The sequence below is a fragment of the Actinacidiphila alni genome, assembly GCF_900112845.1.
Classification (GTDB): domain Bacteria; phylum Actinomycetota; class Actinomycetes; order Streptomycetales; family Streptomycetaceae; genus Actinacidiphila; species Actinacidiphila alni.
The window spans coordinates 409190-421577 of sequence record NZ_FONG01000002.1; the positions used below are offsets into that span (position 1 = coordinate 409190).

General features: G+C 69.5%; 13 protein-coding genes, 1 tRNA gene, 2 pseudogenes and 1 CRISPR repeat array. Of the genes and pseudogenes, 4 read left to right on the forward strand and 12 right to left on the reverse strand.

Features of this window, described 5'->3' with window-relative positions:
* Positions 1-142: 142 nt before the first annotated feature.
* Positions 143-1669, forward strand: coding sequence for a S1C family serine protease (locus BM076_RS04640; protein WP_322934420.1), 1527 nt, complete (start codon positions 143-145; stop codon positions 1667-1669).
* Between the two features lie 31 nt (positions 1670-1700).
* Positions 1701-1787: transfer RNA gene (locus BM076_RS04645), tRNA-Ser, on the forward strand.
* A gap of 540 nt (positions 1788-2327) precedes the next feature.
* Positions 2328-2659: a CRISPR direct-repeat array (repeat unit 28 nt; unit sequence GTGCTCCCCGCACCCGCGGGGCTGTTCC).
* 25 nt (positions 2660-2684) lie between these two features.
* Here BM076_RS04645 and BM076_RS04650 read toward each other — a convergent pair.
* From BM076_RS04650 to BM076_RS04685, 9 genes and pseudogenes are all read right to left on the reverse strand, one after another.
* Positions 2685-3543: pseudogene (locus BM076_RS04650) on the reverse strand (IS5 family transposase).
* Positions 3544-3627: 84 nt separating this feature from the next.
* Positions 3628-4215, reverse strand: a complete 588-nt coding sequence (locus BM076_RS38140; RefSeq protein ID WP_322934421.1) for a site-specific integrase — start codon at positions 4213-4215, stop codon at positions 3628-3630.
* A complete protein-coding gene (locus tag BM076_RS38145; protein ID WP_322934422.1) occupies positions 4145-5062 on the reverse strand; it encodes a hypothetical protein in 918 nt (305 codons plus the stop codon). Before BM076_RS38145 ends, BM076_RS38140 begins: the two co-directional genes overlap by 71 nt.
* A 67-nt stretch (positions 5063-5129) precedes the next feature.
* Positions 5130-5300, reverse strand: coding sequence for a helix-turn-helix transcriptional regulator (locus BM076_RS37245; RefSeq protein ID WP_265737079.1), 171 nt, complete (start codon positions 5298-5300; stop codon positions 5130-5132).
* A 165-nt stretch (positions 5301-5465) separates the two neighbouring features.
* Positions 5466-5756, reverse strand: a complete 291-nt coding sequence (locus tag BM076_RS04665; protein WP_093712034.1) for a DUF6303 family protein — start codon at positions 5754-5756, stop codon at positions 5466-5468.
* A 2-nt stretch (positions 5757-5758) separates the two neighbouring features.
* On the reverse strand, positions 5759-6358 hold the full coding sequence (locus BM076_RS04670) for a hypothetical protein (protein ID WP_093712035.1): 600 nt from the start codon (positions 6356-6358) through the stop codon (positions 5759-5761).
* Between the two features lie 98 nt (positions 6359-6456).
* Positions 6457-6699 (reverse strand): hypothetical protein, encoded by a 243-nt coding sequence (locus BM076_RS04675; protein ID WP_093712036.1) that lies wholly within the window; start codon positions 6697-6699, stop codon positions 6457-6459.
* Between the two features lie 20 nt (positions 6700-6719).
* Positions 6720-6914, reverse strand: a complete 195-nt coding sequence (locus tag BM076_RS04680; RefSeq protein WP_093712037.1) for a hypothetical protein — start codon at positions 6912-6914, stop codon at positions 6720-6722.
* The gene (locus BM076_RS04685; protein ID WP_093712038.1) at positions 6914-7165 is read right to left on the reverse strand and encodes a hypothetical protein; all 252 of its coding nucleotides are present in this window, start codon (positions 7163-7165) and stop codon (positions 6914-6916) included. Before BM076_RS04685 ends, BM076_RS04680 begins: the two co-directional genes overlap by 1 nt.
* A gap of 147 nt (positions 7166-7312) precedes the next feature.
* Here BM076_RS04685 and BM076_RS04690 point away from each other — a divergent pair, with 147 nt between their 5' ends.
* Complete coding sequence (locus tag BM076_RS04690; protein ID WP_245795718.1) at positions 7313-8167, forward strand: barstar family protein; 855 nt, start codon at positions 7313-7315, stop codon at positions 8165-8167.
* Here the strand turns inward: BM076_RS04690 and BM076_RS37250 are convergent.
* A pseudogene (locus tag BM076_RS37250) lies at positions 8168-10225 on the reverse strand (cell division protein FtsK); the annotation flags it as partial.
* A 107-nt stretch (positions 10226-10332) separates the two neighbouring features.
* Here BM076_RS37250 and BM076_RS04700 point away from each other — a divergent pair.
* The gene (locus BM076_RS04700; protein ID WP_093712039.1) at positions 10333-10641 is read left to right on the forward strand and encodes a hypothetical protein; all 309 of its coding nucleotides are present in this window, start codon (positions 10333-10335) and stop codon (positions 10639-10641) included.
* Here BM076_RS04700 and BM076_RS37255 read toward each other — a convergent pair.
* Together BM076_RS37255 and BM076_RS04710 are read right to left on the reverse strand one after the other, a co-directional pair.
* Positions 10638-11777 (reverse strand): hypothetical protein, encoded by a 1140-nt coding sequence (locus BM076_RS37255; protein ID WP_245795719.1) that lies wholly within the window; start codon positions 11775-11777, stop codon positions 10638-10640. The two genes, BM076_RS04700 and BM076_RS37255, sit on opposite strands and share 4 nt — an antisense overlap.
* Entirely contained in the window at positions 11774-12061 is a 288-nt protein-coding gene (locus tag BM076_RS04710; RefSeq protein WP_093712040.1) for a hypothetical protein, read from the reverse strand. The genes BM076_RS37255 and BM076_RS04710 overlap by 4 nt, the downstream gene beginning before the upstream one ends.
* Positions 12062-12388 lie beyond the last annotated feature (327 nt).

Here is a 12388-nt window from a genome sequence, read left to right on the forward strand (position 1 = left end):
GGCCCCCGCACCCGCCCCCGCCGTACCCCCGGCCGCGCCGAGGTCCTCGGACTTGTCGGAATCGTCGGAATCGTCGAGTGAGGTCGGCGAATCGGGCGAGTCGCGGACGGAGGTCCTGCCGGAGATCCGGGACGCGGCTCCGGTGCCTCCCTCACCGGACCCTTACCGGGCCCCTGCGCCTCCCGCGTCGGCGCCCGCCGCGCCGCCGGCCCCGGAGCGCTCCCCGTACGCGCCGCCGACCGGCCCGCCGTCCCCGTACAACACCCCGCCGGCGGCGGCCGCCGTCTTCGCGGCCGAGCAGCCGCCGGCCGCGCCGGGGCACGGCGGCCCGCAGCACCACGGTGCGCACGCCGGTCACGGAGCGCCGCACGACCCGTTCGCCGCGCCGTCGTCCCCCTACGGCGCGGCGAACGCGCCCGGTACGCCCGGTACGCCCGGCTCCGGCGCGGGACACCCGGGCCAGCCCGGACAGCCGGGTCAGCCCGGTGGCCCCGGCGGGCTGCCGCCGGCCTGGGGCACCCACGTCCCGCCGCCGCCGAACGACGGCCGCAAGCGCCGCGGCATCGGCGGCATGGTCGCCGCCGTCCTGGTGGCCGCGCTGGTCGCGGGCGGTGTCGGCGGCGGTGTCGGTTACGCGATCGCCGACCACAACGACAACTCCAACTCCACCTCCTCCACCACCGTCTCCGACTCCGGCAGCCAGAAGGCGTTCAACCGCGCCCCGACGTCGGTCGCGGGCATCGCCAACAAGGCCCTGCCGAGCGTCGTCACCATCAAGGCCAGCGGCAGCCAGGAGAGCGGTACGGGCACCGGTTTCGTCTACGACACCGAGGGCCACATCCTCACCAACAACCACGTGGTCGCCCCGGCCGCCGACGGCGGCAAGCTCACCGTCACCTTCTCCAACGGCAAGACGTACGACGCCTCCGTCATCGGCCGTGCCCAGGGCTACGACGTGGCCGTCATCAAGCTCAAGAACGCCAGCGGCGTCAAGCTCACCCCGCTGCCGCTCGGCAACTCCGACCAGGCCCAGGTCGGTGACGCCACCATCGCCATCGGCGCCCCCTTCGGCCTCTCCGGCACCGTCACCACCGGCATCGTCAGCGCCGTCCACCGCCCCGTCGCCTCCAGCGACGGCCAGGGCAGCAGCGCCTCCTACATGAGCGCCATCCAGACCGACGCCTCGATCAACCCCGGCAACTCCGGCGGCCCCCTCCTCAACGCCAACGGCGCCGTCATCGGCATCAACTCCGCCATCCAGCCGGCCGGCAACAACGACCCCGGCACCCAGGGCGGCAGCGTCGGCCTCGGCTTCGCGATCCCGATCAACCAGGCCAAGCGCGTCGCCGACCAGCTCATCAGGACCGGCCAGCCCGTCTACCCGGTGATCGGCGTCAGCCTCGACACCCAATACCAGGGCGACGGCGCCAAGATCTCCACCGACTCCAGCTCCGCCATCACCGCCGGCGGCCCCGGCGCCGCCGCCGGCCTCAAGCCCGGCGACGTCATCACCAAGTTCGACGACACCCTCATCGACAGCGGCCAGACCCTCATCGGCGAAATCTGGCAGCACTCCCCCGGCGACAAGGCCACCATCACCTACACCCGCAACGGCACCACCCACACCACCACCGTCACCCTCGGCCAGCGCACCGGCGACAGCAACTGACCCACTAAGCTGTCCCCGCGCCCCAGCGCGGGGAGGCTTGCCCGAGCGGCCTAAGGGAACGGTCTTGAAAACCGTCGTGGCAGCGATGTCACCGTGGGTTCAAATCCCACAGCCTCCGCGACAGCGGTGAACATGCAGGTGGGGCCGGGGCTCGACACCGTCGAGACCCGGCCCCACCTGTTGTGCGTCCCGGGCGTGTGCCTCGGATTCCCACTGTCGACCAGCGCGTATGGACCAGACGTGGACCAGGGTTCACGCTCACTCATGAACAAACACCCCCTCGGTCTCTGTCCAGCGCATGCGCCCGCTCGGGGACTGCACCTTCGGGCGTCTCCCAACGAGGCCGCAACCGCGCCGTCTTCCCGCTCCATCAATCCGTTCCCAGAGGTCGGTCGACCGCGAAGCCCCGGGGGGCAGCGCTACTGTCGTGGCTTCATCTCACTCCGGCTTCGGCCTGTTGCCTGACGCCGACTCAGTGCGAGAGTGATGGGGGATAGTGCGTAGTCGTCCGATCATGCGGCGTGCAGGACAGCGGGCGGGGTTGGACTGACCGTGGAGGTAGGGGCAGGTCTCCGACGAAATGATGGTCGAAATGTCCGATTCTCTCAACGTAAGTAAAATCAGCTCTCGCCTCGCATAAACCGCCAGGTCATTTACTGTGCTCCCCGCACCCGCGGGGCTGTTCCCGTCGGCAACGAGTTGCGAGACGGCTGGCTCGGGTGCTCCCCGCACCCGCGGGGCTGTTCCAGATCCGCCCGCTGGCCGCCGGTGATCCACTTGTGCTCCCCGCACCCGCGGGGCTGTTCCCAAGCTCGGCCAGGCGCTCGTCACCATCGGCGTGTGCTCCCCGCACCCGCGGGGCTGTTCCCGAGTCCGAGATCGCCACCGCCATCGGCGTCCAGTGCTCCCCGCACCCGCGGGGCTGTTCCCCTGCGTGCGGATATCGACGCGGCTGAGGCGACGTGCTCCCCGCCCCCGCGGGGCTGTCTCGCGGCCCTAGGGCGTTTCTTTCGGATCATCTTGCTGACCAGATATGGATGGCGGCGAGGTGGAGTCCGGCGAGGTAGATGGTGGCGGTCTTGTCGTAGCGGGTGGCGAGGCCGCGCCACTGCTTGAGCTTGTTGATGCACCGTTCGACGGTGTTGCGTTGTTTGTAGGCGTCGCGGTCGAAGGCCGGCGGACGGCCGCCGCGGCTGCCGAGCCGTTTGCGGTTTGCGGCCTGGTCCGCGGGCTGCGGGATCACTGTGCGGATCCCTCGTCGTTGCAGATGGGACCGGATGGCGCGGGAGGAGTACGCCTTGTCCGCCAGGACCACATCTGGTGTCGTCCGCGGCCGCCCTGTCGGTCTTGGCACCCGTAGGCGGGCCATGACCTGGGTGAACGCAGGCGCGTCGCCAGCCTGTCCCGGCGTGAGGACGAAGCCCAAGGGTCGGCATCGGCCGTCCGTAACGAGGTGGATCTTGGTGGTCAGTCCGCCGCGGGACCGTCCGAGGGCATGGTCGGCAGGCTCGCCGGCCGGGGCCCCTTTTGACGGGCCCCGGCCGCGTGCTGATGGGCGCGGACGATCGTGGAGTCGACCGCGACGACCCAGTCGAGGTCGCCTTCGGCGGCGGCCTGGGCCAGCAGTGCGGTGAAGACCTTCTCCCAGGTCCCGTCCGCGGCCCACATCCGCAGCCGGTTGTGAGCGCCCTTCCACGATCCGAAGTGCTCGGGCAGATCCATCCATGGCGTCCGGTGCGGTACTTGAACGCGATCGCGTCGATCACCTGCCGGTGATCCCGCCACCGCCCACCCCGCCGATGCGTCCGATCCGGCAGCAACGGCTCGATCCTCGCCCACTGCGCATCACTCAACGACACACCCAGACCAACGATCCGATGATCCGCAAGAAACGCCCTAGCCGCCGCACCCCATCGCATATGGACCAGGTATGACCGGTTCCGCGGCTCTCGCGGTCCTCACTCGGGGAGTTCGGCCTGTTCCGCGAGAGCGCGGGCGATGCGGTCGTTGTCCTGGTCTTGACGGCCCTTGATGACCTTCGTGTAGAAGCGGAAGGGGACCGCGACACTGTGACCGGCGCGACGGGCGACCTCGGCCGGGTCGACGCCGGAACTGAGCCAGAGGGAGACGCTCGCGTGCTGGAGGCTGTACGGGACCTCCGCGAGGGGTGTCACGACATCTTCCGCCGAGAGTGCCTTCTGCCGCGCGGCCTTCCAGACCTCCGTGTACTCCGTAGAACGGACTCGCCCGCCGTTCGCCGCACGGAAGAAGCGTCCGTCAGAGGAGGTGCCGTACGTCGCCCGGTGCATGCGGAGCATTCCGACGAGTACGGGCGGGATCGGTACCGAGCGCGTCGCCTTGCGGGCACGACGCTTCAGGCCGCGCTTGTCGTAGGAAGCGCTGTCGTCGGTCCATCCCGAGCCGACCTCGGGTCGGCTCTCCGAGAGCAGCAGTTCGCCCCACTCCGTCTCGGCCTCACCTTTCTTCGGCGCAGCCGGAATTCGGCATGCGCTGTCGCCGAGTGCGGCGACCTCGGCGGGCCGCATGGCGGCGTAATACGTAATAGAGGCATCCGAAGAACGCTGCCAAGTGTTCGCCGCGCGGACCTTGTTCCCGAGCCGCCGCGATGAGCCGTCGAGCTTGCCCAGGGCTGGGCACGTACCGAAAGTCGATCTCGTCGTCGGTCTCCGGCGGTTTCCAGTCGACCTTCCCCAGAGGAAAGGAAGCCAGGACTTCCCGTTCGACTGCGTAGCGAAGCGAGTTGCCGAAGACCGTGTACTTCCGATGGATGGTCGTCTCCGCAGCATTCGTTCCATCCATCCGGAGGGAGATGGCGTCGAGAACGGCGCGTAAATGGGCAGGCTTCTCGAGTTCGCTCGCGTCGACCGACTTGCGTCTGATCCACTCCAACGCAGCGGCGATGTCCGCCGAGGCATCCTCCGTCTCCTGCCGAGGCTTCAACTCCCCGGTGTGGCCATCACGGTTGAAGCGAAAGGCCCAGGAATAGAGAGCCGCCCTGAGAACCTGTCGCGTCGGCTCACCCCGAGTGTCCCTGATGAGAACGGGCGTGATCGTGGCGAGGGCCTCGGCGATGCCGGCGCGGTGCTTGGCCGACGAGTTCGGCCACTTCATCTTGGCGTAGGCGCACGCGTGCGCGAACCACGTCGGGGACTGGAGACGGTGGAACTCGGATGCCGGGAGCCCCGTCGTATCGTCAAACTGTTCGCGATTGCGCAGAGCGGCCAGAAGCTCCGAACGGCGGCCGTCTGCCTGTTCCTTGATCTTGTAGCTCTTGGAGTGCGGCGGCGTCCCGACTCGCCAACGGAGCTGGAAAGGCGTCGCTCGGTCGGGGCGCTTCCGAATGCCCCAGATCTTTACGTCGTAGGTGAGCATTGCTTCTCCCCTGGGCGGGGGCGCACGCCGAGGGGCATGCACCCCCGACGTCATCGTTCGGAGGGCGTCAGAAGGTGGACTCTTCGTGGCCCTCAAGCCAGGAGTCGAGATCGCTCTGTCGCACGCGGATCTGGCCGTTCGGGAGCTTGATGCACTTCGGCGCCTTGCCTCGCGCCCGCATCCGGTAGAAGGCGGACCTGGACATGCCGATCTCGTCCAGGACTTCGAGGAGCTTCAGGCTCGGGTGTCGCGCCGGCGGGCGCGGACGGCCCGGTGCGCGGCTGCCGCGCCGCGCGGGCGGGGAGTTGTGGGGCATGCTGGTGGCTCCTCCTGTGTCGTGTTCGGGATGGGAGGGCCGGGGCAGCGGGCGTTCTTGGCGGATTGGCCGCTGCCCCGGGCGAAGTCAAGTCGCGTTGGCCGGTGTGACCTTGACGCTGGCGATCAGCGAGACGGTGCCCTCGGGGTCGCCCTCGAAGAAGGTCTCCATCCACTCCCACGCGGTGTCCGCGGTGAGCGGGGCGTAGCCGAGGGCGCGCAGCGCGGCGGTGCGGGCGCTGATGGTGGGGACGCCGTCACCGACCGGGAACGGGATGTGCGGCCAGCGGGCCTCGTCGGGCTCGGCGACGAAGACTTCCCACGCAGCGCCGTCCCAGGAGTGGATCATGTGGGCGTGCAGGGGGCGGGTGTGGGCCACGGTCAGCCCGCCTGAAGGAAGCCGTGGGCGTCCGCGAAGCGGATGAGGTGCTGGAGCGTACGCTCGGCGCGCTCGCCGTACGCGTACGCGGCGTCGGCGAGTTCGACGGTGAACTCCTCCTCCCCGTCGGCGGGTTCGCACGCGATGACCCGGGTGCGGAGGTCGGCGAGTTCTGCGCTGCCGGCGTCCCGTGTGAGGGACGGGCTGACGTCGGGGAGTCCGTCGGCGGTCACGGCGTAGCTGCCGTGCCGGTCGCGGGGGAGTTCGACGTGCCGGGGCCGCTCGCTGCGCAGGACGGCGGCGACGGCCGCGGCGGCACCGTGCGCATAACCGAGCGCAGCGTTCTCGTACAGCTCGTGCGTGTGGTGCTCCAGCACCATGTAGAGGTCGCTGAGCTGCCAGAGCGCTTCGTCGTGCGGGGCCACGGGCTCGGCGTCGGGCACGGTGAGCAGTCCGACCACGGGCACGATACGGGCGGGGTCGGCGGCCCACGCGGTATGGCGGGCGTGGCTGTGGGCGGTGCGCAGTTCGCGGGCGGCTGCGCCGAGGGCGTACACGCTGTCGGTCAGGCTGAGGTGCCATTCCGGGGCGATGTCGGGCATGGAGTTCCTCCGTTGGGCGGGCCGGGCGGGCTGTCCGGTCCTCCGCACGAGCCCAACCTCCTTCTTGTGGACGGAGGTTGGGCTCGCACAGGGGAGCGTCAGGCCAGGTGCGGGAGGACCGGGGCGCCGACGGACGCGGCCTGGAGCACGGCGCGCAGGTCGCCGCCGACGGCGGCGAGCCGTTGCTCGATGGCCTGCCAGGACTCGGCGTCGATGGCCATGAGCCCGGCGACGGCGGTGGGGCCCTGGCCGAGTTCGAGCGCGGTGAGGACGTCGCGGAGTTCGCCGACGGCCATCAGGGAAAGGTGCGGCTGCGATGCCGCGAGAGCGGGCGTACACATGAAGGTGCCTCCTTACGAGGTCACTTGCCGGAGCTGGGGATGGCGCCCCGAAGTGCGGACATGATCTGGTCGACGGACGGCGCGGCGTCGCTGCGCGCGAGGTAGAAGCCGAAGAGCAGCGCGACGACAGCCGCCCCCGCTCCGACCGCTCGGAAGCGCATCAGGAGAGCGAGCAGTGCGCCGAAGAGCACGAGGGCGGAAATACTGAAGATCATCAGCGCGTCCCCTCGCGGTGCAGCCGGGTCGCGACGTTGTAGAGATGCCGCCCGACACGGACCCGCTGCCCGTATCCCTGGCAGCGCCGACACGGCCGGCCGCGGACGATCCGCCCGCGCCGGTTCTGCTTGACCTTGAAGCCGAAGCCATGACACTTGCGGCAACTGCCGAGCGGACTCGCGGCGCACAACGCGGCGTAGCAGGACAGTGCCACGACGATGAGCGCTATAGCGGCGGTGAAAGATGGCATGAGAACCCCTTCCAGGGCGGAATCAGGGCATGCGAGAAGTGCGCCGCTAGCGACTAGAGAGCAGGTCAGGGGGCCTGCGAATCGCTAGCGGAGGTGCTAGACCTAGCGGGGTGCGGTGCTAGCCGGGGCCGGAGAATTACCGGGCGCGTGAGGCTGGCTGCCGCGTACGATCGCGCGGGCGATCAGGGGGGACAGATGAGCTCTTCCGGCGATGCGGCGGGAGCGCGGTACGCGCTGACGAGTGACGACGACCCGGACGACTTCTGGGGTTACGTCCAGGACGCGAGCGGGCTGTTCGTGCCGCTGGACGACGACGGTCGACGCCGGGTGGAGTTGCGGGGCTGCGACCCGCGAGGCGCGCTGCTGACGGCAGCCGACCGCATCGGCACCAAACGCGCACAAGTGGGCAACGCGGATCTCGACTTCCTGGACGAGCGGTCGGGCCGACGACTTGGCTCGTATTTCGTCAACTGGCTGACGGTCGAGGACCGCAGGCCCTCAATCCGCTACGGAAGCGACCGCTACGACCTGACGGTGAGCCTGTGGTGCAATGCGCTCCCCGCCCAGGCGGAGTGGCCCTGGCGCTTGATCCGGACTGGCACGCTGGACCGCGTCGGCCTGTGGCACGACCTTGATCGCGACGGCCGTCATGCCTGGATGTCGGTGGCGCTCTACCGGCGCTCGAATCGCCCGAAGGATGACCGCCCACCCGGTACCGTCTACGAACTCGACGGCAGCCACGTCACGGACGAGTTCAGCTTCTACTGCGCTCTGGGCGAGGCCGTGAACGGTCCCGGAGGCTACTTCGGCTGGAACCTCAGCGCCATCGACGACTGCCTTGGTGGGCGCTGGGGCGCGAGGACGCCCTTCATCCTCGTCTGGAAGGACAGCGCTGCATCCGTTTCAGCGCTTCAGCGAGTCGCCCCCGACGGCCACACCGAATGGTTCGACGTACTCATGAAGATCTTTGAAGATTGTGAGGTGGACATACGTTTTCGCTGACCGCGCATCCCGCCTGTCGATGGCAGCGAGCACATCGGCTCGCCGCACCCCACGCCGATTCGCCCCCTTGCCGTCCTCCGTCGTTCCCCATACCTGCACGGTGCGGATGCCGTACGGCTTGACGGCGGCGGCCAGTTGCTCCGGCCCCCACTCGCCGTAGACGTCCGGCCGGAGTTCGGCGAGGCGGGCGACGATGTCCTCGCTCCACGTCTTCGACGTCCCGGCCGGGATGGCGGTGAGGAGATCGGCGAGGAGGTCGTACGAGGTGGCGGTCCCGGCCTCGGGTTCCTCGCCGAGCGCATGCCCGGTGAGTCGGCCGGCGGCCTTGCGCAGCTCGTACAGCTTCAGCGCGAGCGCGTCAGCGGTGACGGCGTCCAGGTAGACGGAGCGCACGACCCGCGCGTCCGAGCCCTCGCCGACGAACCACGCAATGCCCTTGTCCGCCCAGGCGAGCAGATTGGCGCGGATGCCCCGCTTGTACGAGCCGGTGCCGAGCACCATGTCGTTCTCGATCTGGCCCATGACCTTGAGGCACCACCGCAGCGTGGCGTTCGCGGAGATGCCCGTCGGCAGCGACTTGGAGTCCGGCCGCTGCGTGGCGAGCAGCAGCGTCATCCCCAGAGCGGGACCGCGTTTGACGAGGTCGGTGCAGTGCTCCTCGAACTCGCCTCCGTGCGTGGGGTGTTCGAACCACTTCTGGCACTCGTCTACGCCGACGATGATCGGGTGCAGCCCCAGCTTCCTCATGTCCGCCAGTGCCGACGTGACCTTGGACTCGGGACAGAGATCTTTGGGCAGTTCACGGATGACCTTCGCCCGCCGCCTCAACTCGGCCCGCAGTTCCCGGAGATCGGCGAGGGCGTACGCGATGTCGTCCTCTTCCTCGCCCGCCCGGTAGCGATGAGCGACGCGGCCGACGGTCGACAGATCGCCCGTCCCCTTGAGGTCGTACGCGTGCACCTCCGCCCGCGGGTCCATGCACGCGATCAGCAGCAACAGTCGCAGAAGGAAGGTCTTGCCCATCCTGGGCACGGCGCCGACGATCCCGGACACTTACATCAGGGACGTCACCACCCACCGCCCGCGCTGGTCGGTTGCGAACGGCTGCGCCTTGAACAGATCCAGCGGCTTGACGTCCAGGAGCGGCCACTTCGGCTGCCTCGTCTGCGACATGTCCTGGTCACCGACCCACAGCCGCAGCCTGCCGGTGTGCTCGTCCGGCACCGCCTCCGGCCACACGCAGCCGAGCGGACGCCGCAGTCCGGACGCGAGCCGCTCGCGGCGGTCGATCACGTCGATGACGGTGACGCCGTACGGGAGGTCACCCTCGGCGAGCCAGCCGGGACCGTCGCGAGTGATCGGTGAGGTGAAGGCGAAACCGGGTCCGCCCTTGGCTTGTGCCTGGTTGATCGCGGGGATACCGAGCGCGCCCAGGGCCCGTAGCACGATGTCGCTCGTGAGCTTCGATGCCTTGGGAATCTCCACAGTCCTGTGGATAACCGGATCATCAGCCGGTTGCCCGAGCCGTCCCATCACCATCACGGCTGCCACACCCGACAACGCGAGCAGCCAGACCGGCGCCAGCACGTACAGACCGATACCGACCACGGGCACGACGACCGTCGCGACGAGTCCAACGACCGACCGCCACCGCACCCGCCGATCCCGCTGCCGCGAGAGCTTCAGATACTCCTCGATGTCCTCGCGCGTCGCCGCGGCCTGCCGCAACGGCTCGCCCTCGGCGTCGACCAGCCACCGCAGCGAGCCCCCGACGACGCGGGCGACTCCCCGCGGCGCCCGAAGCGTAAGTCGGCACGCATACCAGGGCGTTCGCACCGCGTGATACGCGCTGACATGCCCGGCGTACGCGACCACCCCCTTGCCTGCGGCCCCGAACTCCCGGCGCGACCGCGCCCACGCCGGCACAACCGGCCGCCGTTTGGCGCCACGTACGCGATCGACCAGCCCCGGTCCGCTCGGACCGCGCGGTGCGTCGACCGTGACCACCGGGGCGGACGCTAACGGCGCCCCACCCGGGTCCTGCTTGTCGTGATTCACTGGCGATTCCTTTCCTGGTTGAAGGGAATGCCGGGGCCCGGCCCTACCCGCCAAAGCAGCGGCCGAGCCCCGGCGTTGGAGAAGTGCACTGAACGGCAGGAGCAGTTGTGGAAGACCTGGTCGGAGGCTGGATATGGAGCGAGAACACCAGGCGATTCCTCGGTCTGGTGGCTCACTACGTCGGCTACGACTTCGACCCCACGGACTGGCAGACCATTCACACGGGACTCACCGACACTGACGACGAACAGCCGGACGGCTGGTACAGCTATCCGCTCGCAGGCCCGCTCCACCAGGTCGACGTCCACCTCGCCAACTGCGTCGGCGGACGCGAGACCGCGGTGCGCGTGACAGGCGTGTCCGACGCCGAACTGCGTTTGCGGGCCGAGACCTTGATCGCCGCCTTCGCGTCCTAGCCTCTCGACGCCGAACCGTTCAGTGAACGCCCGCCGCGTTCGGTGTCGAGCCGTACGAACACGTCGTGTACGTAACTCGGCGCGCGCGTCGCCCGCCGCGCCGTCTCGCGGACGCTCAGACCGTCGGCCCACCCGCGCTCGATCGCCGCCATGGCCTCGGCGGTGCCGAGCTTGGCGGGGGCGGCGCGTTCAGGTGATCGGCTGCCGCCTTCCGCGCCGTCCACCGGCGGAAGGTCGGTGAACAGCGTGCGCGGGTAGCGGCGGATGCTCGCGGTGGCCCGCGCCATTTCGTCCCGGGTCCGCGCGGCGAGAGCGGACGCGGCGGGGTCCGGTGAACGTTCACCCCATGGCGATGCCAATTCAATGGTCGCCAGCGCCGCCGCGTTCCGCCGTGCGGCGAGCTGGTCGAGCAGTACGCGCCGCTGCTCGCGGTCACTGCCGACCGAGGCGCGGGCGACCGCGACCGACAGCCGGCGAGCGATACGCCGCCCGCGCCGCTTGTCCCGCTGGGCGGGACTCATCTCCGCGAGGCGGGACGCGAGAGCGACCGCTCGTACGGTGGCCCGGTCGCGAGTGATCTGGGCCGCGTCCCGGTGCCGCTCGGCGACGCCGAGCCGGGAGAGGAGACGCTCACGCAACTCCCTTGCCACCAACGCCCCGAAGCCGTTGGACGATGCCTCGGGCTTCCGGTGCCGCAGCTCGATCCCCATGGCGAGGTGCCAGAGCATCGCGGCCATGACCGGGCCGACGAAGGCGCGTACGGTCCCGCCGACCGGCCCGGATTCGGCGTACGCCGGAATGATCTGCACACCGGTGATCGCCCACACCAGGACCCCGGGGACGCCGGGTGCCGCGTTCGGCCCGTTGAGGTTCTGCCGCGCCATCAACGCGGTGGCGAACAGAGACAGTTCGGCAGCACCGAACATCGCCGCGCGCTCGACCGCACCGGCCATGTCGAGGTAGTCGGCGGCGAACCGCCACGACGTATCAGCGCTGTAGGCGGTGCAGCCGACCGCGGCGAGGGCGGCGACCCGGATAGCCGGCGTGCCGCGCCGCAGATGTCGGACAGCTCGCCATACGACGAGGCCGGCGAGGACGAGCCCGCCGCTTACCAGCATGGCCGGCGACGCGATCACGCCGCCTCCCCGAACCACGTGGGTCGACCGGCCAGGCGACTGCTCCTCAGCAGCGCGACGCCACCGAGCCACAGCGCACAGACCGCGTCCTCCCTGGCGAGCGCGTCGGAGGCGCCCTCTTCCAGCCACTCGGCGAGTACGTCGCGGGCCGCCGCCTGCCGAGCGGCACGTTCGTCATCCGCCTCACCCGGGACGCCGAGGAACAGCTCCCGAAGGAACTCCGGGTCATCGAGTAACTCGCCCTCATCGGCGAGGACTTCACACCGACCTCCGTACGTGCACATGACTCTCCTGAAGTTGGGGGTGGGAGAGCCGACGGCGGCGTCCGCGCTGGGACGACGGCTTGTGCCATCGGCTCACGAGACGAGTGGTCATGACCTCCGGCACCGCAGCTCACAGCAGCCGTGCCGGGATCAAAAGCACTCGTTCGTTCAGGCGCTCTATGGAGTTCTCAAGGGGCCGGCGCTGCCTTCGGACCCCTGGCAAGGGCCTTCCGGGCGCTATCCGTGCTTCTCCTCAAGAGAACCTGTCTTCAAGTCCTCTTTATGAGTAGTGATGACTATGAGGCACCCATGCCTCACTCGTCAAGACCTCTTGAGGACTTGTATGCT

Excerpts from the sequence above, each read along its gene's own strand:
- BM076_RS38140 (WP_322934421.1), bottom strand. The coding sequence starts at position 4,215 with ATGCGGCCCGCCGAGGTCGCCGCACTCGGCGACAGCGCATGCCGAATT.
- BM076_RS38145 (WP_322934422.1), bottom strand. The coding sequence starts at position 5,062 with ATGCTCACCTACGACGTAAAGATCTGGGGCATTCGGAAGCGCCCCGAC.
- BM076_RS04670 (WP_093712035.1), bottom strand. The coding sequence starts at position 6,358 with ATGCCCGACATCGCCCCGGAATGGCACCTCAGCCTGACCGACAGCGTG.
- BM076_RS04675 (WP_093712036.1), bottom strand. The coding sequence starts at position 6,699 with ATGTGTACGCCCGCTCTCGCGGCATCGCAGCCGCACCTTTCCCTGATG.
- BM076_RS04680 (WP_093712037.1), bottom strand. The coding sequence starts at position 6,914 with ATGATCTTCAGTATTTCCGCCCTCGTGCTCTTCGGCGCACTGCTCGCT.
- BM076_RS04685 (WP_093712038.1), bottom strand. The coding sequence starts at position 7,165 with ATGCCATCTTTCACCGCCGCTATAGCGCTCATCGTCGTGGCACTGTCC.
- BM076_RS04710 (WP_093712040.1), bottom strand. The coding sequence starts at position 12,061 with ATGTGCACGTACGGAGGTCGGTGTGAAGTCCTCGCCGATGAGGGCGAG.